The sequence below is a fragment of the Amycolatopsis sp. NPDC043885 genome (assembly GCF_056435685.1).
Map to the genome: position 1 here is coordinate 191,746 of NZ_JBWKEA010000011.1, position 26,086 is coordinate 217,831.

General features: G+C 69.1%; 21 protein-coding genes. 9 read left to right on the forward strand and 12 right to left on the reverse strand.

What is annotated here, in order from left to right; genetic code table 11:
• Window positions 1-27: 27 nt before the first annotated feature.
• Window positions 28-1,485 (reverse strand): carotenoid oxygenase family protein, encoded by a 1,458-nt coding sequence (locus AC069I_RS28390; protein WP_478266781.1) that lies wholly within the window; start codon window positions 1,483-1,485, stop codon window positions 28-30.
• An 83-nt stretch (window positions 1,486-1,568) separates the two neighbouring features.
• Between AC069I_RS28390 and AC069I_RS28395 the strand changes: the two genes are divergently transcribed.
• Window positions 1,569-2,288: a TetR/AcrR family transcriptional regulator gene (locus AC069I_RS28395; protein ID WP_478266782.1), complete on the forward strand. Its 720-nt coding sequence runs from the start codon at window positions 1,569-1,571 to the stop codon at window positions 2,286-2,288.
• On the opposite strand, the gene AC069I_RS28400 is transcribed toward AC069I_RS28395, so the two are convergent.
• Entirely contained in the window at window positions 2,272-2,877 is a 606-nt protein-coding gene (locus AC069I_RS28400; protein WP_478227100.1) for a TetR/AcrR family transcriptional regulator, read from the reverse strand. The two genes, AC069I_RS28395 and AC069I_RS28400, sit on opposite strands and share 17 nt — an antisense overlap.
• Window positions 2,878-2,967: 90 nt before the next feature.
• Here AC069I_RS28400 and AC069I_RS28405 point away from each other — a divergent pair, with 90 nt between their 5' ends.
• Window positions 2,968-3,840 carry an alpha/beta fold hydrolase gene (locus AC069I_RS28405; protein WP_478227101.1) on the forward strand — a complete coding sequence of 291 codons (873 nt, stop codon included), beginning with the start codon at window positions 2,968-2,970 and terminating at the stop codon, window positions 3,838-3,840.
• Here the strand turns inward: AC069I_RS28405 and AC069I_RS28410 are convergent.
• Window positions 3,822-4,430, reverse strand: a complete 609-nt coding sequence (locus AC069I_RS28410; RefSeq protein WP_478227102.1) for a TIGR03086 family metal-binding protein — start codon at window positions 4,428-4,430, stop codon at window positions 3,822-3,824. The genes AC069I_RS28405 and AC069I_RS28410 overlap by 19 nt on opposite strands.
• Window positions 4,431-4,500: 70 nt before the next feature.
• Between AC069I_RS28410 and AC069I_RS28415 the strand changes: the two genes are divergently transcribed.
• The gene (locus AC069I_RS28415; protein ID WP_478266783.1) at window positions 4,501-4,929 is read left to right on the forward strand and encodes a MarR family winged helix-turn-helix transcriptional regulator; all 429 of its coding nucleotides are present in this window, start codon (window positions 4,501-4,503) and stop codon (window positions 4,927-4,929) included.
• A 6-nt stretch (window positions 4,930-4,935) separates the two neighbouring features.
• Here the strand turns inward: AC069I_RS28415 and AC069I_RS28420 are convergent, their stop codons facing one another.
• Together AC069I_RS28420 and AC069I_RS28425 are read right to left on the reverse strand one after the other, a co-directional pair.
• Window positions 4,936-5,559, reverse strand: a complete 624-nt coding sequence (locus AC069I_RS28420) for a YaaA family protein (protein ID WP_478234396.1) — start codon at window positions 5,557-5,559, stop codon at window positions 4,936-4,938.
• A 13-nt stretch (window positions 5,560-5,572) separates the two neighbouring features.
• A complete protein-coding gene (locus tag AC069I_RS28425) occupies window positions 5,573-6,688 on the reverse strand; it encodes a sensor domain-containing diguanylate cyclase (protein WP_478234397.1) in 1,116 nt (371 codons plus the stop codon).
• A 146-nt stretch (window positions 6,689-6,834) separates the two neighbouring features.
• Between AC069I_RS28425 and AC069I_RS28430 the strand changes: the two genes are divergently transcribed.
• Both AC069I_RS28430 and AC069I_RS28435 read left to right on the forward strand, forming a co-directional pair.
• Window positions 6,835-9,831, forward strand: coding sequence for a DEAD/DEAH box helicase (locus tag AC069I_RS28430; RefSeq protein WP_478266784.1), 2,997 nt, complete (start codon window positions 6,835-6,837; stop codon window positions 9,829-9,831).
• The gene (locus tag AC069I_RS28435; RefSeq protein ID WP_478266785.1) at window positions 9,824-10,528 is read left to right on the forward strand and encodes an SWIM zinc finger family protein; all 705 of its coding nucleotides are present in this window, start codon (window positions 9,824-9,826) and stop codon (window positions 10,526-10,528) included. Before AC069I_RS28430 ends, AC069I_RS28435 begins: the two co-directional genes overlap by 8 nt.
• Here AC069I_RS28435 and AC069I_RS28440 read toward each other — a convergent pair.
• Window positions 10,516-11,514: an enoyl-CoA hydratase/isomerase family protein gene (locus tag AC069I_RS28440; protein ID WP_478266786.1), complete on the reverse strand. Its 999-nt coding sequence runs from the start codon at window positions 11,512-11,514 to the stop codon at window positions 10,516-10,518. The genes AC069I_RS28435 and AC069I_RS28440 overlap by 13 nt on opposite strands.
• Window positions 11,515-11,599: 85 nt before the next feature.
• Here AC069I_RS28440 and AC069I_RS28445 point away from each other — a divergent pair, with 85 nt between their 5' ends.
• Window positions 11,600-13,255: a DUF885 domain-containing protein gene (locus AC069I_RS28445; protein ID WP_478266787.1), complete on the forward strand. Its 1,656-nt coding sequence runs from the start codon at window positions 11,600-11,602 to the stop codon at window positions 13,253-13,255.
• 22 nt (window positions 13,256-13,277) lie between these two features.
• On the opposite strand, the gene AC069I_RS28450 is transcribed toward AC069I_RS28445, so the two are convergent.
• Together AC069I_RS28450 and AC069I_RS28455 are read right to left on the reverse strand one after the other, a co-directional pair.
• Window positions 13,278-15,803: a LamG-like jellyroll fold domain-containing protein gene (locus AC069I_RS28450; RefSeq protein ID WP_478266788.1), complete on the reverse strand. Its 2,526-nt coding sequence runs from the start codon at window positions 15,801-15,803 to the stop codon at window positions 13,278-13,280.
• A 212-nt stretch (window positions 15,804-16,015) separates the two neighbouring features.
• Window positions 16,016-16,420, reverse strand: a complete 405-nt coding sequence (locus AC069I_RS28455; protein WP_478266789.1) for an HAD domain-containing protein — start codon at window positions 16,418-16,420, stop codon at window positions 16,016-16,018.
• 74 nt (window positions 16,421-16,494) lie between these two features.
• On the opposite strand from AC069I_RS28455, the gene AC069I_RS28460 reads away from it, so the two are divergent.
• Window positions 16,495-18,075 (forward strand): FAD-binding oxidoreductase, encoded by a 1,581-nt coding sequence (locus AC069I_RS28460; RefSeq protein WP_478266790.1) that lies wholly within the window; start codon window positions 16,495-16,497, stop codon window positions 18,073-18,075.
• Here the strand turns inward: AC069I_RS28460 and AC069I_RS28465 are convergent.
• Entirely contained in the window at window positions 18,050-18,973 is a 924-nt protein-coding gene (locus AC069I_RS28465) for a LysR family transcriptional regulator (RefSeq protein ID WP_478266791.1), read from the reverse strand. The two genes, AC069I_RS28460 and AC069I_RS28465, sit on opposite strands and share 26 nt — an antisense overlap.
• A 120-nt stretch (window positions 18,974-19,093) precedes the next feature.
• On the opposite strand from AC069I_RS28465, the gene AC069I_RS28470 reads away from it, so the two are divergent.
• Entirely contained in the window at window positions 19,094-20,476 is a 1,383-nt protein-coding gene (locus tag AC069I_RS28470) for a M20 family metallopeptidase (RefSeq protein WP_478266792.1), read from the forward strand.
• Window positions 20,476-21,750: an MFS transporter gene (locus tag AC069I_RS28475; protein WP_478266793.1), complete on the forward strand. Its 1,275-nt coding sequence runs from the start codon at window positions 20,476-20,478 to the stop codon at window positions 21,748-21,750. Before AC069I_RS28470 ends, AC069I_RS28475 begins: the two co-directional genes overlap by 1 nt.
• A gap of 500 nt (window positions 21,751-22,250) precedes the next feature.
• Here the strand turns inward: AC069I_RS28475 and AC069I_RS28480 are convergent, their stop codons facing one another.
• The 3 genes from AC069I_RS28480 to AC069I_RS28490 form a co-directional block, all read right to left on the reverse strand.
• Window positions 22,251-23,495 (reverse strand): HNH endonuclease signature motif containing protein, encoded by a 1,245-nt coding sequence (locus AC069I_RS28480; protein WP_478266794.1) that lies wholly within the window; start codon window positions 23,493-23,495, stop codon window positions 22,251-22,253.
• Between the two features lie 274 nt (window positions 23,496-23,769).
• Window positions 23,770-25,353: an AMP-binding protein gene (locus AC069I_RS28485; RefSeq protein ID WP_478266795.1), complete on the reverse strand. Its 1,584-nt coding sequence runs from the start codon at window positions 25,351-25,353 to the stop codon at window positions 23,770-23,772.
• A gap of 80 nt (window positions 25,354-25,433) precedes the next feature.
• Window positions 25,434-25,994, reverse strand: a complete 561-nt coding sequence (locus tag AC069I_RS28490) for a TetR/AcrR family transcriptional regulator (RefSeq protein WP_478229910.1) — start codon at window positions 25,992-25,994, stop codon at window positions 25,434-25,436.
• Between the last annotated feature and the right edge of the window lie 92 nt (window positions 25,995-26,086).

Below are 26,086 nucleotides of genomic sequence, written 5' to 3' on the forward strand. Positions count from 1 at the left end.
CGGACGTCCGGCGACCGCCCCGATCCGTCAGTCGGCGACCCAGCTGCCGTGGAAGCCCAGCGGCACCGGCCTCGGCAGATGGATGCGGGCCAGTGGCTTCGCGGTGAAGTCCTGCGCCGCGAGGATCACCAGATCCGAGGCGTTGCGGTCGGGATTGTTCACGTAGGCGAGGGCGTAGCCGTCGTCTTCGGACTTGCTGCGGGACGACGGCACGAACACCGCTTCGCTCGCGTCGGCGCCCCGGCCGAAGCGGTGCACCTCCGAACGCCCGTTCCGCAGGTCGTGCTTGATCAGCGCGTTGCCGAAGGAGCCGGAGGGCTTGTCCAAGTAGACGTCGAACAGTTCGCCGGGAGAGGCCGAGTACCCGTACCTGTGCCGCCGCGATACGAGGCTTTCGTTGACCCGCGGGAACTCCTGCGGCCGGTCGTCGAGAACTCGGCGCCGGACCCGTCCTTGCGCGAGATCGATCGTCCAGCGCTCCAGCACCGGCGGTCCCGACGCCGACGGGCCGCCGAAGCCCTGCTTGCCGGCCACCTCGAACGGACCCGGCATCGTGGTCAGGTCGACCACCACCGTGGAGCCCTGTTCGTAGGCGTTGAGCGTATGCGAATAGAACACCGGATCCACCCCGAACCAGCGGACCGGGCCACCGTCGCGGTTCATCACCCCCACCCTGGCCGGATGGCCCGTGTTCCACTTGTAGGGCACGACCTTGCCCGGCTGCGGATCGAACGTGACCGGCACGTCGAAGACGACCACGTAGTTCTCGGTGAGCCCGAAGTCGTGCATCATCGGGCTGTCGGTGACCGGGATCCTGGTGGTGCGCACGACCCGGCCGGTCCGGTCGACCATCAGGTGCCGTACGTGATCCCACGTCGGGTGATAGGTCACCGCGTGCAGCTCGTCGGCGCGGGCGTCGAACTTGGTGTGCGCGGTGTAGGAGCCTGCCAGTGAACCGGCGAAGTCGAACGGCCCCAACGTGTTCAGCTCGCCGTCGAGTTCGTACGGCGGAGCGCCGGACTCCTGAAGGGTGAGGATGCGGCCGTGGTGGCCGATCACGTGCGTGTTCGGCGCGAAATCCTCGGCGGGCACCGGCCACGGGTACCGCTCGCCGAGTTTCGCCGCGACACCGGACGAACGCACCCACCGGTTGCGGTACCACTCGGCCTTCCCGTCGCGCAGCCGGACGCCGTGCACCATCCCCTCGCCCAGCATCCAGTGGTGGGCGCGCGGGTCTTCGAGCCCGAGCACGTTCGGCCCGGTGCGCAGATATCGACCGCGGAGGTCCTGGGGAATGCGGCCGGTGACCGGCAGACCGAACGCCGTCACCTCCTCTTTCACCGGCGCGAACGCACCTTCGACGAACGGGTAGCGCGGATTCTGCTCGGCGAAGGCGGATCCGCTGCTCCCGAAGGTCGCGGCGGCTCCGCCGATGGCCAGCGCCGCCGCCCCGCGAAGCACGTTCCGCCTGGTCGGTTCGGTCATGGTCGATCCCCCAACTAAGCAGGTAACTGTGTACGCCATGAACAGTGTGTGGCATTACCTGTTTTAGGTGCAACAATGCGGCCATGGACGACGTGGAGATCGAGTTGCTGCCGCCGGGCACCGCACTAGCGTGGGGGCCCGCGCCGGCGCCCCGGCGCGGGCCGAAGCCGGGATACAGCCTCGAGCAGATCGTCGACGCGGCCATCGCGCAGGCGGACGCGGAGGGTTACGCGGCGCTGTCCATGCCGTCGATCGCCAAACGTCTCGGCATCACCGCGAACGCCCTCTACCGATATCTGAGCTCCAAAGAGGAGCTACTCGTCCTGGTGGCCGAGGCGGCGTGGGGGCCGCCACCGGAGCCGGTGTCCGGCGATTGGCGCGCCGCGGTCACCGCCTGGGCGCGCACGCTCCTCGAACGCTGTCGCCGCCATCCGTGGCTGATCGACCTGCCGGTGCGGAGGGCGCCGAGTACGCCGAATCTGCTGGGGTGGCTGGAGAACTTCCTCGAGGGGATGGCGGACTCGGGCCTGAGCGTCCAGGACGTGACCGGCTGCGCCGTCCTGGTCGACGGATGGGTCCGCAGTACCGCTTCCTTGCTCCGGGACGTGAACGCGAGCCCGCCTGATCAGGTCCGGGCGCTGAGCGCGTTCCTCGGCCCGCGCCTCGGAGGGCGGGGCTATACGCGCGTCGCCGCCGTGATTTCCGGTGAGGCGTACGGCGAGGAGGGTATTGAGGAGGCCGACGTCGAGTTCGGCCTCGGTCGCATCCTGGACGGTATCGAGGCGCTCATCGAACGCCGGTGAACACTCCGTCGAGCCGATAGTCGACGATCTCCGACGCGCGTTCGGCCGTGTGGGCGTCGACCATGATCCCCGTGACCAGACCGGCGGACATCGTCGCGAGCGCGTCCGCCTCGAGCAGGGGGTCGAGGCGGACGGGGACGGCACCCTTCTCCTGCGCCGCCCGGAGCAGGCCGGCGATCGCGTGGACCAAGTGGGGCAGAAGGGGTTCCTGATCGGGATCCTGGCTCCCGCGCGTGACGTCGACGGCGAAGTACGCGATCTGGACCGCGGCCAGCATGCGGCGGCGTTCGCCGTCCGGCAGGACGGCGGTCAGGTAGGCGCGCACGATGGTGCGTTCGTCCCCCGTCTTCATCGCCTCGCCGATGCTCTTCCCGGCGATCTCGCCGGTCAGTTCGACGACCCGCTGCCAGGCGAACCGCAGCATCTCTTCCTTGGTCGGGAAGTAGTACTGGACCAGGTTCATCGAGATGCCCGCCTCCGCGGCCACCGCGCGCAGGGTGACCGCCTGCAGGCCTTGGGCGGCGGCGATCCGGAAAAGGGCCTCCGCGATTTCGCGCCTGCGCTCTTGGTGGTCGACACGTTTCGGCACGCGATCACTCTGCCATGCCGGCGAGGGCTGGCGGGAACGGCCACCCACTGTTATGGTGCAAGTGCACTATAAAAACTTCGAGGAGGTCCGATGCTGGGGGAGTTCACCGACAAGAAGGCCGAGGAGCGCTTCTTCGCCACTTATGACGCGATCCTGCGGAAGTGGCCGGTTCCCGCCGAGGAACTGGACATCGAGACGAGGTTCGGTCCGACCCGTGTCCGGAGTTGCGGGCCGGAAGACGGTCCGCCGATCGTGCTGCTTTCCGGGGGAATGGGCACCTCGCTGTCCTGGTATCCGCATATCGCCGAACTCGCCGCCCGGCACCGGATCCACGCGGTCGACAGCATCGGCGAGCCGGGGCGATCGATCCAGGCCGCTCCCATGGAGTCCGTGGAGGACTGCGCGGACTGGCTCGCCGAGGTCGTCGACGGGGTGCTCGCGGGAACCGGCCACGAAAAGGTCCACCTCGCCGGCGTATCGCGAGGTGGCTGGCTCGCCTTGAACCTCGCCACCCGGACGACCGACCGGATCGCCGGTGTCGTCGCCATCGAAGCCGCGGGGTTCGGTGTGATCGACCGGAGCTTCATCTGGTGGAGCTTCCGGGAGATCTTCCTCTGGTTCCTGCCCAAGTGGCTTCTCCGGCTGGTGGCTTCCGGCGATCCGGACGTGCGGCACACCGTGCGGCCCCTGTTGTTCGCCGCGCTCAAGTACAAACAGCGACTACCGGAGATGCACCTGTTCAGCGATGACGAGTTGTCGGCGATCGATGTGCCCACCCGGATCATCGTCGCCGAACGCAGTGTCATCCAGTGTGCCCGCGAGGTGGCGGCCCGGCTCGACTCGCTGAATCCGCGCATCGAGGTCGAAGTCGTTCCCAAGACGACTCATGGGCTGTCCCTGGAGAAACCGGAGCTGGTCACCGCCCGGATCCTCGAGGCCGCGCATCACGCCGCGACCACCTGATCCGGCCACGACGGCGATCGGCCGAGCAGGGCGACGATCGTGTCCAGATCGGACTGCCCTGGTGTGTCGACGGCCGGGCCGAAGGCGGCGCCCGGAGCCTTCCGGTTCTTCCCGTCCGGGATCGCCTTTGCGAAGCCCAGTCCGGCGTCGAGCACCTCGCGCTGGAACTCGAGCGGCAGGCCGAGGGTTTTGGCCACGTCCCAGGAGTGCACCAGGTAGTCGACGAAATGGAAGCCCAGTGCCTGCTCCGCGGTGAAGGTGATTTCGGTGGAGAACTCGGGAAGAGCGAACTTCCGGTCGGCGAGGTCGTGGGGGGCGAAAGCGTTCAGGACCCGGTTCACCGAGGCGCGGTAGGTGGCGACGGGGTCGTCGTCCAGCGGGAGCAGCCGCCAATGGTCGAGGTGGCTCTCGCTCTCGGCCGCGGCGGCGAAACCGTGGTGCTGGGTGGTCATATGCGCCAGCAGGCCGTGCAAGGTCCATGCGCTGCACGGGGTCGGCTTGGTCAGATCCGCGGGGGCGATCTCGCTGACGAGGTCGAGGCTGGCCCGGGTCACAAGGGCGTCGAGGATGCGAAGTTCATCGATAGGCATGCGCGTATCATCTACGCATGCGTACGAGTTCGTCAACAGGTTCCGCCGACCAGGTCGGTATGGTCTGCGCATGGCGGAGCAGGGGAGGCCGGATCTCGCGGCGATGCTCGGCGGGCTGATGCGACGGCTGATGAACGCCGAGACGCCGGTGCTGGCCGAGCACGGGTTGACCATGTGGGGCTACGTGGTGCTGAGCGCGCTCGACGACGGGCCCGTCCGCACGCAGGCCGCCCTCGCGAAGGCGATCGGCGCGGACAAGACCCGGATCATCGGCACCCTCGACAACCTTCAAGAGGACGGGCTGATCACCCGCGAGCCGGACCCGAAGGATCGCCGGGTCCGGCTGCTGGGGATCACCGAAGCCGGCCGCACCGCGCGAAGGTCGGCTCAGTCGAAGATCCAGGAGCAGGAGGAACGGTTGCTCGGACGGCTTTCCGCCGGTGACCGGGCGGCGTTCCTCCGCGCCGCGCGCCTGCTGTCCGAAGCCGAGTGGCCGTGACCGGGTTCACCCGAGTTCTTCGGTGACCATGCCCGGCGGGTAGTCCGACGGCGACCGGCGCCACCATGCGCCGAAGGCGTGAGCCAGCCGCCGTGGCACCTCGACCTGCGCGCCGCCGCCATGAAAGTCGATCGTGACCAGCACGCCGCCGATTTCCGAGGTGTCCCAAGGGATTCGCCGGATCAGTTTCGCGTAGTCGGCGCTGGCGGACACGAACGTGACCACCTTCGTCGCCCCGATCCGGCGCGCCTCCCCGAGTACGGCGCTTTCCAGCACTCCGGACGGCCAGTCGCCGAGTTTGAGTTTCCGGTCGTAGTAGGCGATCGGCTCGTCGGCGCGCAAGATGCCGTAGCCGCCGCTGAGGAGCAGCAACCGACCGCTTCCGGCGGCCTCGGCCAGCGCGCCGCCGACGTTCCGGTAGAAGTTCCCGGTGTAGCGCAGCCAGGCCTGCCGCAACCCACCGTTGTCCACCTTGGACCGCTCCAGGACGTCGGCCCGCGCGCGTAGCAGCGGTTCGGGCCACACCTCGCCGGTCTCCCCGGACGCGTCACCGCCGCGGATCTTGGCTTTCGAGGGGCCGAGGATCGTCAGCGCCTCGCGCGGATCGATCGTGTCCAGGACGGTATCCACCAGAGTGACCGTATCAGTGGAACCAGGTCGAACCAGTGCCGTTCGGTGTCGGGAGCATGCCCTGGCTGGGCGGCCACAACGCCGTCGACCGCACCTGTTTCAGCTGTCCGCGCAGGGAGTGCACGGGAAGTGGCCGCTTCCGGGTGAGCATGGTGGTCGTCCGCGGATGTAGATCCACGAACGGGTAGGTCGCGTGGAGCGCGCCGAGCCGCCGTTCGAGACGGAGGCTGTGTTCGGTGAGGTCGGCGGCGTCCAAAGCGGGCTGAACGAGGAGGAATTCGTCGGTTCCGAGCCGCACGGCTCTGTCAAGAGGGCGCAGATCCTCGCGGATCAGGTCCGCGATGTTCTGTTCGGTGTGCATCCTGACCCGGTCGCCGTGGCGTCTGCCGACCTCGGCGAGATCGTCGACGGTGATCATGATCAGCCCGAGGGGGACGGTGTCGGTCGACGCGCCCAGCCAGCCGGAGATCCCGGCCATGGTCGCCAGCCCGGTGTCGGGATCGATCGCGAGCGCCGGTTCCTCCGGTTTCGACGGCGCGCGCCGTTCCAGTCGCCCGGCGAGGTGACGCAGCGCCGCTTCCGCCCGGTTCTCCACGGGAGCCGCCGCGGGAGTCGTCACGCTGTTCAGCACTTCGTCGATCTTGATCCGCGCGGTGGGCGGCAGGCGATCACCGAGCGCGTCGCGCAGGCGGACGACCTCGGCGTAGGCCTCGTCGCGGCGGAAACCCCAGCGGCCCTGGAACCGCCGTGCGGCTTCCACCGTGGACGCCGACGGGTCGACATCGTCGAGGTCCTGGGCGACGACCGAGCCGCCGAAGGTCGGGGTGAGCACCGCGACCGACCACTCGCGGGCGAGGCTCTCGTCGGCACGCAACAGGACAGGGGTCACGCCGTGCGGCAGGTCCGGACGGCCCGAATCGACCATCCCGACGACAGTGACGGCCGCGCGGCGCGCGATCCTGGCGTAGACCTCCCGTTCCCGTTCGAAGTAGGGCAGTCGCTGGAAGAGCGCGAGGACGACCATGTCTTCGTCGGTGCCTTCGGCGAGCGCGGCTCGCTCCACGGCGTGCGACGCGATCACGAGCGCGCGTTTCGAAAGCACGCCGGCGCGTGCTTCTCCGTCGGTCATCGAAGGATCGCTTCCGTGTGGGGATGAACTGATCAGGTTAGAAGAGCGGTCGGCCGCCGCCTAGCCACACGATGGTGTGACCCTCGCTGACCGGACGCTGATCGGTCCCGGGCATGCTGGACGGACCAGACCGCGGAAGGAGGACCATGTCGCCACTCGTCGTGCACGGCCTGTGGTCCCGGGGCCGCGGGATCGTGCTCTGGGGCGAGCACGGCGACCGCCCGGCGACGACGTCGATGCGGCCGTCGAGCGCGGCCCGGCCGCACCCGTTCGCCGCGTCGGTCGCGGATCTGACCGCCTTGCACCCCGGCAAACCGGCGTCGGCCGTTCTTCTGCTTCCGTCGCGTCGCGGCGGTCCGGTCGCCTCGCCCGCACTGGGCTCCCGCGGCCGCCCGCAGCAGGAGCTGACGCTGGAACCCTGGTCGGTGCCCGCGCTCCTGATCGACCCATCGGAGCTGGAGGACCTGGCCGAGACGGTCGGCTACGGCACCTCGGTCCGCCATCTCCGCGCCGTCGTCCGGCTGGCGGACGATCTGGTGCGCCGCGGCCGCGTGCTGCCCACGCTCGTGCGGAACGAGATCGTGGCGCGGGCACGCTGGCGGCCCGTGGCCCGGGGAGGTGACGCGGTCGCGGTCCGGGCGCTGATCGCGGCCACCCCGCCGGTCGGCCGGGCCGAACATCCCGGGCCGGATCCGGCGGCGCTCGTCACCGACGCGCTCCACACCCTGGTCGACGCGGCGGTCCGCGATCGCCTGGCCGCCGCCGGACATGCCACGGAAAGCGATGGCCGTGAGGGCCCGTTCGGGTCGTGGCTCCACGCGCTGAAGAGCGCCGACGACCGGATCGGCCAGGCGCCGGGCCGCATGGGGATCGTCGCCGAGGGCATCGCCGCCTGGGACGCGGTCGGCGACACCGACCTGACCGAGGGCACCGTCTGCTTCCGGCTCGACGAGGTCCCCACGCTGCACGGCCCGGCCGACGACCCCGACGACCAGACCGGCGACGGGACCAAGTGGCAGTTGCGGTTCCTCCTGCGCTCCACGGCCGATCCGAGCCTCCTGCTTCCGGCGGAAGACGTCTGGTCCGGTGAGGCCGGCGCCAAGTTCACCGACCCCGAGGGCCTGTTCACCGCCGAGCTGGAGCGCGCCGCCGGTGTGCTGCCGCTGCTCGGCCCCGCGGTCGAGGCCGAGAAGCCGGGTATCTACGACCTCACTGTCGCCGAAACCGTGGAGTTCCTCGACGGCGGCGCGGAACGGCTGGTGGCGGCCGGATTCGACGTCCAGCTCCCGGCGAGCTGGGGCGGCAGGCGCAAGCTGGCGCTCAAGCTGTCCGTGCGCGGCGCGCCGGTCGACCAGGCCGCCGTGCATCGGCTCGGCCGTCACCAGCTCGCCTCCTACCGCTGGGCGCTCGCCGTCGGGGAGGACGCCCTGACCGACGAAGAACTCGCCGGGCTGGCGGCCGCGAAGTCGTCACTGGTCCGGCTGCGCGGCCGCTGGGTGAGCGTGGACCCCGAACTGCTGCGCTCCGGTCTCGAATACCTCCGCCGCGACCCGGACCGCGAGAAACCGCCGCTGCCCACCTCCGCGGACCTGCTGGCCCTGCTCCACGGGTTCGACGACACGCCGCTCCCGGTCACCGAGGTCACGACCGACGGCTGGATCGACGACTTCCTCGCCGGTCGTGTCCAGCGCACGATCGAGCCGGTCGAGCCCCCGTCGACGTTCCTGGCGACCCTGCGGCCTTACCAGAGCCGCGGTGTCGCGTGGCTTTCGTTCATGGCGTCGATCGGGCTCGGGGCCTGCCTCGCCGACGACATGGGGCTGGGCAAGACCGTCCAGCTGCTCGCGCTCGAAGCGATCGAGCGGGCACAGGGGGACAGGCGGCCGACGCTGCTCGTCTGTCCGATGTCGCTCCTCGGGACGTGGCAGCGGGAGGCGGCGAAGTTCGCACCCGAACTGCGCGTCCACCTCCATCACGGCGCCGATCGCGGCCGCGTCCGGACCGAGGGCGCGGACCTGGTCGTCACCACCTACTCGACCGCCGCCCGCGACGCCGACGAGCTCGCGGCCATCCGGTGGCACCGGCTCGTGCTCGACGAGGCGCAGGCGGTCAAGAACCAGAACACCGGGCCCGCGCAGGCCTTGCGCCGGATTACCGCCGGGCACCGGATCGCGCTGACCGGGACGCCGGTGGAGAACCGGCTCGCCGACCTGTGGTCGCTTTCGGATCTGCTCAACCCCGGTGTGCTCGGTGGCAGGCAGGAGTTCCGCGAGCGGTTCGAGGTGCCCATCGAACGGCGCGGCGATCTTCCCGCGGCCACCGAGCTGCGTCGGCTGACCCGGCCGTTCCTGTTGCGGCGCCTCAAAACCGATCCCACCGTACTCGCCGACCTTCCCGAGAAGATCGAAATCCTCCAGGAGTACCGCCTCACCCGCGAACAGGTGACCCTGTACCGCGCCACCGTGGACGAGATGATGACCAAGATCGCCGACAGCGCCGGGGTCAAACGGCGTGGCAACATCCTCGCCGCGATCACCAAGCTCAAGCAGATCTGCAACCACCCCGCGCATCTGCTGCACGACGGCTCGCCGATCGGGCACCGTTCCGGCAAGGTCAACCGGCTCGAAGAGCTCCTGGCGGAGATCCTGGACGCCGGTGATCGCGCGTTGTGCTTCACCCAGTTCGCGGAATTCGGGCACCTGCTCGTACCGCATCTTTCGCATCGGATGAACGCGAAGATCGCCTTCCTGCACGGTGGCCTTTCGCAGCGGCGCCGCGACTCGATCGTCGAGCACTTCCAGTCGGGCGAGGGTCCGTCGATCCTGCTCGCGTCACTGAAGACCGGGGGAGCGGGGCTGACGCTCACCGCGGCCACCCACGTCCTGCATCTCGACCGGTGGTGGAATCCGGCGGTCGAGGAGCAGGCCACCGACCGCGCCTTCCGCATCGGCCAGCGGCGCAGCGTCCAGGTGCGGAAGTTCGTCTGCCCCGGCACCATCGAGGAGCGGATCGACGCCGTCATCACCAAGAAGGAAGCGCTGGCCGATCTCGTCGTCACCGACGGGGAGGACTGGCTCACGGAGCTGTCCACCGATTCGCTGCGCGAGGTCTTCGCGCTCGGACGGGAGGCGGGCGATGACTGACCGATTCCGCCGGACACTCGACGAATTGGGTGTCCGCAAAGGACTCGTGCCGCCCTGCCGGGTCGACACGCTCACAATCGGGCCCGGCGCCGCGGTCGCCGGCGTCCGGGTGACCCGGCAGCGGTTCTACGAGGTCCGCATCGGCTTGCCGACGTTCGGCAAGCAGGTGTGGACGGCGGTCATCGCCGCCGTCGCCGCGGACGAGACCGCGAAGACGGCCTTGCTCGACGGCCGGATCCCGGACGACATCGATCGCTTCTTCGCCGCCGAGCAGGTGCCGTTGTTCCCCGAGGCGGCGTGGGAACTGTCGCTGGACTGCACCTGCCCCGGCACCCGCGTTCCCTGCGATCACCTCGTCGCCGGGCTGATCGCGCTCGAAGAGGAGGCGGACCCGTTCGCCATCTTCACGCTCCGCGGCCGCGACCGCACGGCCTTGCTCGAAGAGATCGGACGGCAGGCGGGTGCCCGGGTGACCGCCCCGTCAGCGGAGGCCGAGCCCCTTGGTCTCGACGAGGTGATGGACGACTTCTTCGGCTGGGGCCCGGCCGGCGACGTCACGAACACGCGACGGCCGCGGGCCGGGGACCCGTTGGGACTGCTCGACGAGGTCCCGCCGCTCACGGCCACAGTGGACGGAACCTCGGTCACCGCCCTGCTGCTGCCGCTCTACCGGGTGATCACCGGTCAGGCGAAGTAGGCGTCGACGAGCTCGTCGTCCACTTCGGACAGTGTGGCGGGGGACCACTTCGGGGAGCGGTCCTTGTCGATGATCTGTGCTCGGATCCCCTCGGCGAACTCGGCGGACGAGAGCGCGTGGGTCGAGATCCGGAGCTCCTGCGCCAGCGCGGTTTCCAGATCGGGCATCGCGGCGGCCGACCGGAGTGCCCGCAGGGTCACCTTCAGCGCGGTCGGCGACTTCGCCTCGATCTCCTTGGCCGCGGTGGCCGCGGCGTCCCCCTCGGCGTGGAGCCTGCCCAGGATCTCCTCGACGGTGTCCGCCGCGTAGCACCGGTCGATCCAGGGGGCGTCCCCGGCCAGCGTGCTCGGCGGCGCGGGTTCGGCGATCAGCTCCAGCGCGTCGTCCGGTGTACGGGCCGCCAGCGCGCCGAGCAGGTCCGGGATCCGCTCGCTGGGCACGAAATGGTCGGCGAGTCCACAGTGGATGGCGTCGGGCCCGGAGATCGCCCCGGCGGTGAGCGCGATATGCGTCCCGAGTTCGCCGGGCGTGCGGGACAACAGGTACGTGCCGCCGACGTCCGGGACGAAGCCGATCCCGGTCTCGGGCATGCCGACCCGGGAGCGTTCGGTGACGATCCGGTGGCTGCCGTGCGCGGAGACGCCGACGCCACCACCCATGACGAGCCCGTCCATCAGCGCGAGGTAGGGCTTCGGATAGCGCGAGATCACGGTGTTGAGGCGGTACTCGTCGGCCCAGAACCGCAGGGACGCGGTGCCGCAGGCGCGGGCGTCCTCGTAGATGGCGCGGATGTCGCCGCCCGCGCAGAGCCCGCGATCGCCGGCGCCGTCGATCAGCACGGCGCGGACACCCGGGTCGGTGCGCCACGCTTCGAGGTGGTCGAGCATGGCGAGGACCATGCCGTGGTTCAGCGAGTTCAGCGCACGCGGCCGGTTCAGCGTGATCCGGCCGATTCCACTCTCGACGAGGAACTGGACGTCATTCACGAAGCCACCCTAAAAGTAGGACGTCCGACTATGTGGCGCTTGTGGCGCACGCCTCAGCGCGCGGAAATTCTGGTAGTCATCGGATATGAGCGAACAGCCGACGGCGGCGGAGCTTGCCGACGAACTCCTCGACGTCCTCGCGACCGAGATGCCCTTGATGGCGACCTTCGACAACATCCCCGGACACGACCACGAGTTGCGGGACGTCTCGGAGGCGGGTGACGACCGGCTGAGGGAGCGGGCCGTCCGCATCGCCGGGCACGCCGCCCGCTCCACGGATCCGGACCGGATCACCCTCGGTGTCGTCGCCCATCACGCGGAATCGCTGCTGACCAGGCTCGACTCGCGGAGTGTCGAGTTCACCCTCGCCGATCAGATGGCGGCCGAGGGCACCGGGGTGCTGTCCTGGCTTCCGCAGCTGGAGCCGTCGGGGGAGCAGGCGGAGGAGGACTATCTGGCCAGGCTGGCGGCGTTCCCGGAGTTCTTCGCGGCCCTGGCCGACCGTCACCGCGCCGGGGTCGCGGCGGGCCGGACCCCGGTGGAACGGGCGGTGCGCGGCGCGATCGACCACGTCGACCGGTTCCTGGCCGCCGAACCCAATCCGCTGCTCGTCCCGCCGCTGACCGGTGACCGCGCGGAACGACGACGGCGGCTGTTCACCGAGAAGGTCCGCCCGGCGCTCGTCGCCTATCGCGAAGTGCTCGCCCGCGAGATCGCCGGACGTGGCCGTTCCGACGATCGGCCGGGTCTCTGCCGGCTGGACGGCGGCAAGGAGAGCTACGCGGGTCTGGTCAGGACGCACACCACCACCGGGATCTCGCCGGAGGAACTGCACCAGACCGGCCTCGAACTCGGCCGGGAGCTGGACGAGGAGTACCGGCGGCTCGGTGCGGCCGTGTTCGGCGCGGACGACCCCGTCGCGGTCCGGCGGCGGATGCGCACCGATCCGTCGCTGTGCTGGCGGGACGCGGACGAGATGATCGCGACCGCGACGGAAGCGATCGCGCGGGCCACGGCCGCGGCACCGGACTGGTTCCGCCGGGTGCCGTCGGCCGAATGCGTGGTGCGCGCTGTTCCGGAAGCCGATGGCCCCTCGGCGGCGCCGGCGTACTACATGGTGCCGTCGGCGGACGGTACCCGTCCCGGGGTCTACTCCACGAACACCTACCGGGTGACCGAACGGTTCCGGTTCATCGCCGAGTCGGTCGCTTTCCACGAAGCGGTTCCAGGGCACCATTTCCAGGCTTGCGTGTCCTACGAGCTGGAGGACGTGCCCCGGCTGCGCAAGCTCGTCCCGCTCTCGGCGTTCGACGAGGGCTGGGCGCTCTACACCGAGCGGCTCGCCGACGAGATGGGCCTGTACTCCGACGACGTCATGCGGCTGGGCATGGTCGCCGAGGACTCTTTGCGCGCGGCGCGGCTCGTCGTCGACACCGGGCTGCACGCGTTGGGCTGGACCCGGCAGCAATGCGTGGACTACCTCGCCGAGCATTGCGTGCTGAGCGACGTCGAAGTGCAATCCGAGACCGACCGGTACATCGAATGGCCCGGTCAGGCACTGTCGTACATGACGGGCAGGCTGGAAATCCAGCGATTACGGGCCTTCGCCGAGGAACACCTGGGCGAGTCTTTCGACATCCGGGCTTTCCATGACGTCATGCTGAGGAACGGGCAGGTGCCGCTGCCCGTGCTCGGCGACATCGTGCGGGAATGGGTGGACGGCACGCGGCGCCGGGAGTGACCCCGGCGCCGCGTGCCCGGGCTCAGTCGCGCTTCGCGAGCGTCGCGACTTCGGCGTCGGTCAGCGGCCGGTCGTAGAGCCGGACGTCGTCCACCGCGCCGCGCAGGAAGTCGACCTGCTGACCGCCGTACTGGCCGCGCCCGATCACCGTGTGCCCGGTGCTCGGTGCGGCGGAGCAGGCGTTCCGCGCACCGACCTTCTGGCCGTCGACGTAGAGCGACAACGTGCCCGCCTTGGCGTCGCGGACGCCGGTCAGGTGATACCAGCGGCCGACTTCCGGCTTCTTCGGCGAGAGGGCACGGAGGCCGACGAAGCTCATCGCCCACCGCTGATCCTGCCCGGAGTACTGCAGGAAGAACGCGCTGTCGCGGCCGGTGTCCTGGCTGACGACGGTCTGGAACGCGCCGCTCGCCTCATCCAGCTTGGCCCACGCCGAGACCGAGTAGCTGCCTGCCGTGTTCACAAGGTTCGCCCCGGTGTCGGCCTGCCCATTGCCCGCGAAAGCCAGCGCACCACCCTGGACACCGCCTGCCCACTGCGTGTTGGTCAGGGTGGCGTGCGCGGTGCCGACCGAGTCCTTGGCGCTGGATCCGGTGCCCTCATCGAACTTGTAGGCGTGCACCCCGTCGATCCCCGGAGTGCCGGGGCCCGGGTCGGGAGCGCCGGAGCCGCTGCCGTCGGCGTTGCGGATGATCGCCTGGTTGACCGCCCGCACCTGGGCGAAGTCCATCTTCTTCACTTGCCTGTCGTAGGTGAAGAAGCCGTTGACCTCGTGCTCGACGTCGGTGATCTGCGTGTAGATCGAGCCGCTGATGCCGCAGCTCTGCGCCGACGCGAGCACGTCGCGCTGGTTCTGGACGTAGCGGCTGTTCAGGGTCGCCTGGTCCTTGACCATCTCGTAGGCGTGGCCTTCGCCGAACCACATGTGGTTCTCGACCTCGAGGCCGTAGCCGCCGTGTTCGCCGTCGATCGAGATCCGCTTGCCGTCGGGCATCGGCTTGGCTGGGCCAGGGTAGGCGTGCCAGTCGATGACGTCGCCCTTGCCGGAGTCACCGAGGGAGTCGCAGCAGTTGACGCCGCTGTGCGCGTTGACCAGCCGGGTCGGATCCTGGGCCTTGACGTCGTCGGCGATCTTGCCGGTGGTCTCGCGCGACCACTCGCCCCAGCCCTCGTTGAACGGCACGTAGCCGACGATCGAGGTCCAGTTCTTCTTCTGCTCCACCAGTTCCTTCAGCTCCACCTGGAACTGCCGCTGGGCGTCGGCGGGCGGACGTCCACCGGTGCGCATCGACGGCATGTCCTGCCAGACGAGCAGACCGAGTTTGTCGGCGTGGTGGTACCAGCGGTCGGGTTCGGTCTTGATGTGCTTGCGGACCGTGTTGAAGCCGAGGACCTTGTGCTGTTCGAGGTCGAAGCGCAGCGCCTGGTCGGTCGGCGCGGTGTAGATGCCGTCCGGCCAGTAGCCCTGGTCCAAAGTGGACTGAAGGAAGAGGATCTTGCCGTTGAGGGTGAACCGGAGTTTGCCGTCAGCGCCCTTGGCGGTGCCGAATTCGCGCATGCCGAAGTAGGACGAAACCTTGTCCACGGTGCGGCGGCCGTCCTTCAGTTCGACGTCGAGGTCGTAGAGGAACGGCGAATCCGGCGACCAGAGCTTCGCCTTGGGCACCGGCAGGGAGATCGTCGCCGAACTGGATGCCGCCTTGCTGCGGCTGACCACCTTCCTGCCGTCGCGGACCACGGCCTCGACGGTGAGCCCGGAGTTCCCGCCCGTGTCCACGGTGAGCTTGAGCGTGGAGGACTTGAGGTCGGGGACCATGCCGAGCGTGCCGATGTGCTTCGCCGCGACCGGTTCCATCCAGACCGTCTGCCAGATGCCCGAGGCGCCCTCGTAGAAGATGCCGCGATCGGGGACCAGCCGCTGCTTGCCGACGGGCTGCCATGTCGCGTCGGCGCGGTCTTCGACACCGACGATGATCTCCTGCTCTCCCTGGGGTTTCAGCGCCGAGGTCACGTCCGCGGAGAACGCGCCGTAGCCGCCTTGGTGCGCGGCCACCTCCTTGCCGTTGACGTAGACCTTCGTCTTGTAGTCGACGGCGCCGAAGTTGATCCGCAGCGTGTTGTCCCTGCCGACGTTCCAGTGCCTCGGCACGGTGAACGTCCGCCGGTACCACATGTGGTCCTCGTGCCGCTGGATCCCGGAAAGCGCCGATTCGGTGGGGTAGGGGACCAGGATCTTCTCGGCGAGCTTCTCCCCGAAGGGCGGGATCTCACCGGGCGCGGCGCCGGCGAACTCCCAGACCCCGTTGAGGTTCTGCCAGTTCTCGCGCACCAGTTGCGGCCGGGGGTACTCGGGCAACGCGTTGGTGGGCGACACCTGGTTCGTCCACGGGGTGGTCAGGCGTGGCTTGCCCATCTTCCAGCCGCTCTCCGCGGCCGTCGCGGCCCCCGGCGTCAACGCCACCGCGGAGACCACCGCGACCGCGGCCGCCAGTGACTTCCGGAAGCGTCTCGTCTTTCGGGGACGGTGTGGTGACAACGTTGGCAACATCTGCTCGACACCCTTCTCCGGGGGCGGCCGCCTCGGCGGAGGTGCGCCTCCCACTGGACCTGTGCAGGCGTGAAACCACGACCCCGTGGCCGGGGAGAACCGGTGTGAGCCGGGCCACGGCTGGCCGTCAGGATGTTTTTACATCGTTGATACAACGTTGTAAAGCGTCGAAGGCCTCGAATCGGTCCTGGGTGGGAGAGCTGTCCTGTGTGTCAGGAGCGGCGGGTTTCCCGCAGCCACTCGCCGAGCGCGCGGTAGTCGGCGCCGGTCAGGCCGTGCCGGGGATCGACGCGGTGCAGCAGGGCATGCCCGGCGTGGTGGCCGGACGCCCAGTCGCGATCGATCTCGGAGATCTCGTCGTCGACCCAGACGAACGGGCGGTTCTGGGCATGTTCCAGCAGAGGCCGCGTCTTCCAGTGCAGGCCGATGCGAGCGTCGGCCTCGTCGGTGTCGGATGGCTCGGGCCAGTCCACCACCGGCAAGCGGGGCAGGCCGAGTCTTGGGGCGAGCGCGTCGTTGGCGTCGTGCAGCCACGTCGTGGCCCAGACGAGTTCTCCGGGGAGTGCCTTCAGTCGTGGTCGAGGTAGATCAGAGGACCTGGTGCCACGACGGCACACGCTATCGGTGTTCGTTGACACGGTAACTGACCGATAAGTAACTTACTGGTCAGTCAGATCGAACGGAGGCGACGATGCCCGAAGAACGGTCTTGGTGGGGTTGGGGCACCCTCGACGGCGAACTGTCCCGAGAGGAGTCCGACGCGCTGGTGGCCCGCACCGCGGGTGTGCTGCCCGGCCACGACTTCACCGACCACGCCCCGCCCGACCCGGCGGAGCTCGGCGTCCCGGCATCGCGAATCCGCCCGCCCGCGGCGCTCGCCGCGTTGTGCGGTGACGCACCGGCCGACCGGTTGTCCCACGCCCGCGGCAAGGCGTTCCGCGACGTCGTCCGCAATCTGCTCGGGCGGGTCGACCATGTCCCGGATCTGGTCGCCCGGCCGCGGACGGAACAGGACGTCGTCGACCTCCTCGACTGGTGTGCCGCTTCCGGTACCCCGCTGATTCCTTACGGCGGCGGCAGTTCCGTGGTCGGTGGGGTCGAACCGCGGTTCGACGGCCCGGCGGTCTCGATGGACCTGGCCGGCCTCGGCGACGTGCTCGAAGTGGACACGGTCAGTCGCGCGGCGCGGATCCAGGCCGGGATCTTCGGACCGGCTCTGGAAGACCGCCTTCGCCCGCTTGGGCTGACCTTGCGGCATTTCCCGCAGTCGTTCGCCCATTCGACGCTCGGCGGCTGGCTCGCCACCCGCGCGGGTGGGCATTTCGCCACTCTCGCTACGCATATCGACGATCTCACCGAAGCTCTGCGCGTCGTCACGCCCGCCGGGATCAGTGAATCGCGACGTCTGCCGGGCTCGGGCGCCGGTCCCTCGCCGGACCGCATGTTCCTCGGCTCCGAGGGCACGCTCGGCGTGATCACCGAAGCCTGGATGCGCCTGCAGGACCGGCCGGTGTGGCAGGTGACCGCGTCGGTCGCCTTCGAACGGCAGGAGGACGCGGTCGCCGCCACCCGCGCGATCGCGCAGTCCGGGCTCTATCCGTCGAACTGCCGGCTCCTCGACCCGGCTGAGGCTCTCATCAACGCGGGCGCGAGTGTGGGCGGTGGTCTCCTGCTGGTCGCGTTCGAATCCGCCGACCACCCGGTCGACACCTGGCTCGACCGCGCGCTCGAAGTGACCGCTGGCCACGGCGGTGTCGTGAAAGCCAGGCGCAGCAAGGATTCCGCCGGCCAGGACAGCGCTTCGACGTGGCGGTCGTCCTTCCTGCGGATGCCCTATCAACGTGACGCGCTCGCCCGCCGGTCGCTGATCGTGGAGACCTTCGAGACCGCGTGCACTTGGGACGGTTTCCCGGAGTTCCACGACGCGATCACCTCGGCGGCGCGCATCGCGATCGACGAGGTGTGCGGCGGCGCCGGTGTCGTCACATGCCGGTTCAGCCACGTCTACCCGGACGGCCCCGCGCCCTACTACGGGATCTACGCCGCCGGGCGCTGGGGGAGCACGGTCGCCCAGTGGGACGAGATCAAGGCCGCGGTTTCCGAGGCGATCGCGGGCCACGGCGGCACGATCACCCATCACCACGCCGTCGGCCGCGATCACCGGCCCTGGTACGACCGGCAGCTTCCCGGCCCCTTCGCCGCCGCCTTCGCCGCCGCCAAAGCCGCGCTCGACCCGGCCGGGATCCTCAATCCCGGGGTGCTGATCGGCTGACCGGCGGGCGGACGAACGAGGTCAGCAGCGCGGTGAACCGCATGGCAGCCAACGACAACGTCCGTCCCGCCATGGTCTGCACCTGGGCCTCGCGTTTGCGGAACACGGCGTTGTCGAGGAGCACGTAGGCGACGCCTTCGGTGGCCGCGTCCTGCTCGATGTCACCCAGACCGCCGACGAGCGCGATCCCGCCACCGCAGCGGACGAACTCGTACTTCGGGCTCAGTTCGTTGCACTCCAGCACCGGATGGGCCGCGAGATTCTCGATCCGGGCGGCGATGTCGAACAGGTCGCGCAGACTCTGGCCCGGCGCCGGGAGCGCGAGCGGATGACGGCACAGTTCGGCGAGTTCGACGGAGTCGCCGCTGGTCAGCGGATGATCGAGCGGGACGATCGCGTACACCGGGACGACGACCGCGCTCTCGACCCGCACCCCGTGCTGAGGCCCGGTCGCGAACGTGACGGCGACGTCGGCCGCGCCTTCGAGTACCCGTCGAGTCGCTTCGTCCCTGGTGACGACGTCGATGTGGAACGTGACGTCGTGCACGCGCCGGAAGGCGGCGATCGCCTGCGGGACCACGCGGCGGGCGAATCCCTCGGAGCAGGCGACCGTCAGGGACCGGGCGTGCAGGCCGCGGCCGGTGCGGAGTTCGTCGACGAGAACGGCCGATTCGGCCTCGCTGCGCCGGACGTGGTCGAGCAGCCGGGTCCCGGCCTCGGTCGGCACCATGCCGCGCGGATGCCGGACGAACAACGACACCCCGAGACCCGCTTCGAGTTTGGCGATCTGGCGGCTGATCGCGGACGGCGCCACCGTCAGTTCCGCCGCCGCCTCGGACACCGAGCCGGTGCGGGCGACTTCGAGGAAGTACGTCAACGCGATCGGCAGTAGTCGCATCAGATCTCCGCAGGTTTGCCGCAATGAGAACGCGGAGCACGGTAAACGGCAATGGTCCGGATACGCAAACCGACTTACGCTCCTCTGCGACACTCGACGAGCGAATCGGGAGACAACACGGTGATCCTTGCAGAACTGGTCGCGAAGGCCCACGAGCACGTTGACTCGGGAGCGTTCTTCGCCGAACTCGCCGAGCTCGTCGGGTATCCGACCGTGAGTGATCATCCGAGCGGCCGCGTTGCCATCAAGGCATACCTGGATGAGGTGCTGACCCCGGCACTGACCGCGCTCGGCTGTTCCGTGGCGATCCATCCCAATCCGGATCCCGGCGGCGGCCCGTTCCTGATCGGCACCCGGATCGAGTCGCCACAGCTGCCGACACTCCTGTGCTACGGCCACGCGGATGTCGTCGATGGGCACGTGGGCCGGTGGAGTGACGGCCGGGACCCGTGGACGCTGACCGCCGACGGTGAACGCTGGTACGGCCGAGGTTCGGCGGACAACAAGGGGCAACACCTGATCAACCTGACCGCGCTCAGGCTGCTCCTCGCCGAGACGGGTTCGCTCGGGTTCAACCTCAAGTTCCTGGTCGAGACAGGGGAGGAGATCGGCTCGCCGGGGCTCGACGAGTTCGTCTCGGTGCACCGGGAGGCACTGAGCGCCGACGTCCTCATCGCGTCCGACGGCCCGCGCCTGGACGCGGCGACGCCGACGCTGTTCCTCGGCGCGCGAGGCAGTGTCCGGATCGCCCTCGACATCGACCTCCGCCCCGACGCCTACCACTCGGGGAACTGGGGTGGCGTGCTGCGCAACCCCGCCACCACCCTCGCCGGGGCGATCGCCTGTCTCGTCGACGGGCACGGCCGCGTCCAGGTGCCGGAACTCCTGCCGCCCGAGCTCCCGGACAGCGTCCGCGCGGCGCTTGCCGGACTCGAGATCGGGAACAAACCGGGCGATCCGGCGCTGGACGCGAGTTGGGGCGACACCGGGTTGACCGCGGCGGAGCGGCTGTACGGCTGGAACACCCTCGAAGTCCTCTCGCTCGGCGCCGCGGACATCGACCGGCCGGTCAACGCCATCCCCGGTCGCGCACGAGCGATGCTGCAACTGCGCTACGTCGCGGGAACCGACGTCGACGGAGTGGGCGAGGCGATCAAGAAACACCTTGCCGCCCAAGGGTTTTCCATGGTCGACGTCACCGCCGAGGGCAGTTTCCGCGCCAGCCGCACGCCTGTCGACGACCCGTGGGTCGGCTGGGCGAAGAGTGTCCTCGACGAGGTTTCCGATCGGCGCGTGGCGGTCCTGCCGAGCTTCGGCGGAGGGCTGCCGAACCATGTGTTCACCGACATCCTCGGCCTCCCGACGCTGTGGCTGCCGCACTCCTATCCCGGATGCCTGCAGCACGCGCCCGACGAACACCTGCTCGCGCCGATCGCCCGCGAGGGAATCGTCCTCGCCGCGGCACTGTTCCACGCGCTCGGACGGCGCGGCGGGGACGCATGATGGGCGAGCGGACGGTGGCCAGGCAGCGCACGCCGTCGTCCACCCGGCGCGCGATCGCCGCCGCGACCATCGGCAACGCGCTCGAATGGTTCGACCTCGGCGTATACGCGCTGATGGCGGCCTATATCGGCAAGACCTTCTTCCCCGGCGGGAACGCCGCCGTCCAGCTCGTGCAGGCGTACGCGGTCTTCGGCATCACGTTCCTCGTGCGTCCGCTCGGCGGTCTCGTGCTCGGCGCCTACGCCGACCGGTTCGGCCGAAAGAAGGCGCTGGTGCTGACCATCTGGCTGATGGTCGCCGGGACGTTCCTGCTGGCGGTGATGCCGAGCTACGCGACGATCGGTTTCCTCGCGCCGGTCGGCGTGATCGTCGCGCGGCTGATCCAGGGCTTCGCCGCGGGCGGGGAATTCGGGGCGGCCACGTCGTTCCTGATTGAACAGGACGGCCGCCGCAAAGGCTTCCTCGGCAGTTTTCAGTTCGCCAGCCAGGGTTTCGCGACACTGATGTCCGCCGGGTTCGCCGCCGGGCTGACCGCTTCCCTCAGCGCCGACGCGATGACCTCCTGGGGCTGGCGGATCCCGTTCGTCTTCGGGCTGCTCGTCGGCCCGGTCGGCTACTACATCCGGCGCCACGTCGACGAACCCGAGGCCACGAAGGAGAATCAGCCGAAGTCCGCACCGGTCCGGACGCTGTTCCGCTTCCAGTGGGGCGGCCTGCTGATCGCCGGGGGAGCGCTGGTCGTCTCGACCTCGCTGAACTTCATCCTTCAGTCACTGCCGACCTTCGCGATCAAGAATCTCGGCCTGGACGACTCGCTTTCGTTCGTCGCCCTGATGATCACCGCCGCCATCCTGACCGTCGTGACACCGATCGTCGGGCTGCTCACCGACCGGCACGGCCGCATCAGGATCATGATCGGTGCCGCGGCGGTGATCGGGGCCGGCGTGGTGCCGCTGTACCTGTGGGTCACCACCTCGCCGTCGTTCCTGACCCTCACGATCACGATGACGATCCTGGGGCTGCTGAAGGCCACCTACTTCGGTGCGCTTCCGTCGGTGATGGCGGACGTGTTCCCGGCGCACACCAGGGCGACGGGACTTTCGTTCGCCTACAACGCCACCGTCGGGATGGTCGGCGGGTTCACGCCGACCATCGCGACCGCGATGATCGCGGCCACCGGATCACCTGTTTCGCCTGGTTACTATCTTTTGGCGACGGCCTCGCTGAGCATTGTCGCGCTGGTCGCGGCGAATCGGCGGCGCGGGATTCGCTGAAGTCCGGGGAAGTCGCGGGGTAGCTCAGTGTCCAGAGCGGACGGCGGATCGACGGCGTGGTGATCCCGGCGGAATTCTTGAGGCGTAAGGTAAAGGTGCAGTGCTCTGCCTGGTGGCGAGCGTGTCGCGTCAGCCAAGCGGTGTTGAGTCCCGCAGTCTTCGATCAGCCCGGGGGCAGCCCAGCTCGCGCCGCACGGCTGCCCCGCCCGGCGTCGTAGCACTGTGGCTTCTCCTGCTCGCCCCGATCGTGCTTGCCGAGGCCGTCATGCCACCCAGGCTGAAATACTGGGACTTCTGGCTTGTCCTTACTGCTGCCCGACCTGGTTCTGGTGGGGACCCGACGTCAAGCTGATCATCAAAGGAAACGAGTGGCTTTCGCGACATGCCTCGGCACTAGTCGCCGCTGCCTATGTCTCGACAGACATCACCCGGGTCGGCCGCTCCGTGCTCCGGGCATGCCGAGGGGCCCGTCGCCGGTGGGGCTGGCGGGCTCTTCGGGTTCAGCGGTGGTTGCGGCGTGGGGTTTGTAACGGGTCGAGGTATTGGGGTGGGATGAATTCGGGTCGGCCGCCGGTGATCTGGACTTTCCAGCCGGATTGTCCGTGGATGACCATGTGGTGATATCGGCAGAGTAGGCAGAGGTTGTCGAGGTCGGTGTCGCCGAGTTGGCCCCAGGGGAGAATGTGGTGGGCTTCGCAGTGTTTGGGCCGTCGGTGGCATCCGGGGAAGGCACAGCCGTGGTCGCGGAGGTTCAGTGCCCGGCGTTGGGCGGGGGTGACGCTGCGGGTGGCGCGGCCGATGTCGAGGGGTTCGCTTTCGGTGCCGAGGACGGCGGGGATGATTTTGGCGTCGCAGGCGAGCAGGCGGGCGTGGCGGGCGGTGATCTGGGAGACCTCGTCCACGCAGGCGGATCCCAGTCCGGAGGTCAGGGTCTCCAGGGGGATGGTGACCACGATGGTGGTGCGGTCTCCGGAGAGGGTGGGTGCTTTGTCGTTGGTCATGGCGTAGTGGATGGCGTCGAACAGGGCGTCGCCGTGGCGTTCGCCGGGGGTGCGGGGGTCGCGGTTGCCGTCTTCGTCGGCGGGTCTTCGTTGTCCCCAGGTTTCGAACAACGCGTTGGCGCGGGCGCCGAATTCGGGGTCGAGGAGGCCGTTGAGTCGCCACCAGCCGTCGTCGCGTTTCCGGAGATGGACCTCACGCGACGGCGGCTTCAGGTCTTCGTCTTTGGGCTCGTTGCCGTCGGGATCCAGGTGCGCCAAGAGTTCGGCGCCGCCGTTGACGATCTGCTGCGGCCCGGCGTGGCGGGCCAGGTTCACCAGGATCCGTTCCGCCTCGGACCGGTCTTCCTCCGAGGCCTCGGAGGGGATTTTCTTCAGTACCGCCAGGAGTGGGTCGAGTTGCTGGTGCCCGAGGTCCCCGTCGGCCGCGGCGGCTCCGGCGATGGGGGCGAAAGCGGGGGCGGGGGTGCCGTCCAGGTTCCGGCTTTCGTTCACCGCCAGCGCGCGGGCCACGGTGTCGCGAGCTTCTTTCGGGCTGATCCGGGCGGTCTCGGCGAACCAGCCCGCGGTCGAACCGTGCCCGAACAACTCCATCGGACCGCGGGACTCGATCTCGGCCAGGAACTGCCCGACCTCGGCCAAAGCCTGTCGTGCCACCGACAACCGCTCGACCACGCCGTGCGCGAGTTCGCGCGCACCGGCACGCCACAGCTCCTGCGGCGGTTCGAGGATTCGTTGGCTGGACACCCCGCAAGAATACCAGCGTTCGAACAGGTGTGCGAATATGAAAAGCGCTCCGGAATTTGTTTCGCATTCTGGCGAAGGCGGGGATTTCGACCTGAGTGGGTCATAAGACAAACGAGGCAGGTCGCAAAGTCACCTTCGCAAAGTTAAATCTTGCGAAGGTCTACTTGCCGACGTGCCCCTTGGTGACCACCCGCCGCGTCCGACACATCCGCCTTGCCCTCAATGACTTGCGGGAGATCGAAAGACCTCAGACGAGGTCCGATGTGGACAGAGCTCACAGCTCCCGAAGCAGATATCGCTGCAGCTTCCCGCTCGCATTGCGCGGCAATGCCTCGATGAACCGCACCCGCCGCGGATACTTGTACGGCGCCGCGGTCGCCTTGGCGTGGTCCTGCAATGCCCGCACCAGATCCACGCCCGGCTCGATACCGGGCCGGGGAACGACGAACGCCGTCACGACCGAGCCGCGATCGGGATCCGGCGTGCCGATCACGGCGCATTCGTCCACGTCCGGATGGGTGAGCAGGACCTCCTCGACCTCGGGGGCGGCGATGTTGTACCCCGACGAGATGATCATGTCGTCGCTGCGCGCGACGAACCGGAAGTAGCCGTCGGTGTCGCGGACGTAGGTGTCGCCGGTGAGGTTCCAGCCGCCGCGGACGTAGTCCTGCTGGCGCGGGTCTTCGAGGTAGCGGCAACCGGTGGGCCCTCGAACCGCCAGGAAACCGGGAGTGCCGTCGGGAACGGGCGAACCGTCGGCATCGAGAACGGCCGCTTGGTAGCCGGGCACGACTTTGCCGGTGGCGCCAGGACGCGCGTCGCCGTCGGCGGAGGAGATGAACACGTGCAGCATCTCGGTGCTGCCGAGCCCGTCGATGAGCGGCCGTCCGACGATCTCCCGGTACTGCTCGGCCACGGGAGCGGGAAGCGACTCGCCCGCCGAGACGGCCCGGCGTACTCCGGTCAGCAACTGGCCCTCGCCTGCGTTCAGAATCGCCCGGTACGCGGTCGGGGCGGTGAAGAGAACGGTGACGTTCTTCGTGGCGACGATGGCGGCGAGTTCCGCCGGGGTGGCGCGCTCGACGAGCAGTGTCGCCGCGCCCGCGCGCAGAGGGAAGACCAGCAGGCCGCCGAGGCCGAAGGTGAAGGCCAGCGGCGGTGTACCGCAGAAGAGGTCGTCGGACGTCGGGCGTACGACGTGGCGGGAGAAGGTGTCGGCGATCGCGAGCAGGTCGCGATGGAAATGCATCGTCGCCTTCGGGGATCCTGTCGTGCCGGAGGTGAAGGCCAGCAGGGCGACGTCGTCGGCCGCGGTCGGGACATCGGCGAACGTCACAGGATGCCGTTCCGCGCGGGCCGCGAGTTCGGTTCCGTAGGACACGACGGGGAGATCTGGCGGGAGTTCGTCCAGCAGTCGTTCGTCGCAGACCGCGACCGCGGGTTTCGCGCGGCCGGCGATCTTGTCGAGTTCGGTGCGCCGCAGCATCGGCATGGTAGTGACGGCCACCGCGCCCGCCTTGAGCACGGCCAGCCATGCGGTCGCGAGCCACGGAGTGTTGGTGCCCCGCAACAGCACCCGGTCTCCGGGAACGACCCCGAACTCGGTGACCAGGACGTGGGCGACGCGGTTGGCGCGGGCCAGGACTTCGCCGTATGTCCACGTTTCGGCGGGGGAGAGCAGGCATGGCCTGTCGTGGCCGAGGCGCGCGGCGGTGTCGTCGAGCAGCCCGGTCGCGGCGTTCAGTCTGTCCGGGTACCGGAGTTCCGGCAGGTCGAACACGAACTCCGGCCACTGATCGGCGGGCGGCAGCCGGTCACGGCAGAACGGGTCGACGTGCGCGCTGGGAGAAAGCCTCATCGTCGCCGCTCCTCGGTCCGGCCGTGCCCCCTTCCGCGAAGGTAGCACTTGTTACGACCGTCGAGAAGACGCGATGAACGTCAGGGGACGAGCTCGGCCACGGCTCGGTGCAAAGTGGTGCGCACGGTCGCGGCGTCGTCGAGGTTCCCGCCGTGAAGCGCGCCGTCGCGGAGGAGGACGAGGGTGCGGGCGGCGTGCTCGGGATCGGCATGACCCGCGTCGCGCGCCAAGTCGCGAAGCACGCCGAAGAACCAGTCCCGGTGGTCGTCGATGACCTGGCGCACCTGGTGCGCGGGATCGGGGTACTCGGCCGCGGCGTTGAGGAACTGGCAGCCGCGGAAGTCGTCGTCGAGCGTCCGGTCGCCGACGATGCCCAGTGCGGCGAGCAGTGCTTCGCGAGCGGGCTTCCCTTGCGTGACCGCGTCGACGCCCGCGCGGATCCGCTCGCTCGTAGTGCTCAGGTAGGCGGCGACGAGGTCGTCCTTGGTGGGGTAGTGGCGGTAGAACGTCGCCCTGGTCACGGCCGCTTCGGAGACCAGGCGCTCCACGCCGACGGCATGGATGCCCTCGGCGTAGAAGAGTCGCGACGCTGTCTCGAGCAGCCGGATCTTCGGGTGGACGTCCCGATCGACAGTCGGCATTCCCCAACCTTAGAGAAAGAACGGTCATTCCACTAGGTCGGCTTCGTCACGTTGCGGAAGACCTCGCCGGCGAGCATTGTTCAGGCAGAAAG

Coding starts and splice junctions, on each gene's coding strand:
- AC069I_RS28390 (WP_478266781.1), bottom strand. CDS start 1,485: ATGACCGAACCGACCAGGCGGAACGTGCTTCGCGGGGCGGCGGCGCTG.
- AC069I_RS28395 (WP_478266782.1), top strand. CDS start 1,569: ATGGACGACGTGGAGATCGAGTTGCTGCCGCCGGGCACCGCACTAGCG.
- AC069I_RS28405 (WP_478227101.1), top strand. CDS start 2,968: ATGCTGGGGGAGTTCACCGACAAGAAGGCCGAGGAGCGCTTCTTCGCC.
- AC069I_RS28410 (WP_478227102.1), bottom strand. CDS start 4,430: ATGCCTATCGATGAACTTCGCATCCTCGACGCCCTTGTGACCCGGGCC.
- AC069I_RS28415 (WP_478266783.1), top strand. CDS start 4,501: ATGGCGGAGCAGGGGAGGCCGGATCTCGCGGCGATGCTCGGCGGGCTG.
- AC069I_RS28425 (WP_478234397.1), bottom strand. CDS start 6,688: ATGACCGACGGAGAAGCACGCGCCGGCGTGCTTTCGAAACGCGCGCTC.
- AC069I_RS28430 (WP_478266784.1), top strand. CDS start 6,835: ATGTCGCCACTCGTCGTGCACGGCCTGTGGTCCCGGGGCCGCGGGATC.
- AC069I_RS28435 (WP_478266785.1), top strand. CDS start 9,824: ATGACTGACCGATTCCGCCGGACACTCGACGAATTGGGTGTCCGCAAA.
- AC069I_RS28445 (WP_478266787.1), top strand. CDS start 11,600: ATGAGCGAACAGCCGACGGCGGCGGAGCTTGCCGACGAACTCCTCGAC.
- AC069I_RS28450 (WP_478266788.1), bottom strand. CDS start 15,803: ATGTTGCCAACGTTGTCACCACACCGTCCCCGAAAGACGAGACGCTTC.
- AC069I_RS28460 (WP_478266790.1), top strand. CDS start 16,495: ATGCCCGAAGAACGGTCTTGGTGGGGTTGGGGCACCCTCGACGGCGAA.
- AC069I_RS28465 (WP_478266791.1), bottom strand. CDS start 18,973: ATGCGACTACTGCCGATCGCGTTGACGTACTTCCTCGAAGTCGCCCGC.
- AC069I_RS28475 (WP_478266793.1), top strand. CDS start 20,476: ATGGGCGAGCGGACGGTGGCCAGGCAGCGCACGCCGTCGTCCACCCGG.
- AC069I_RS28485 (WP_478266795.1), bottom strand. CDS start 25,353: ATGAGGCTTTCTCCCAGCGCGCACGTCGACCCGTTCTGCCGTGACCGG.
- AC069I_RS28490 (WP_478229910.1), bottom strand. CDS start 25,994: ATGCCGACTGTCGATCGGGACGTCCACCCGAAGATCCGGCTGCTCGAG.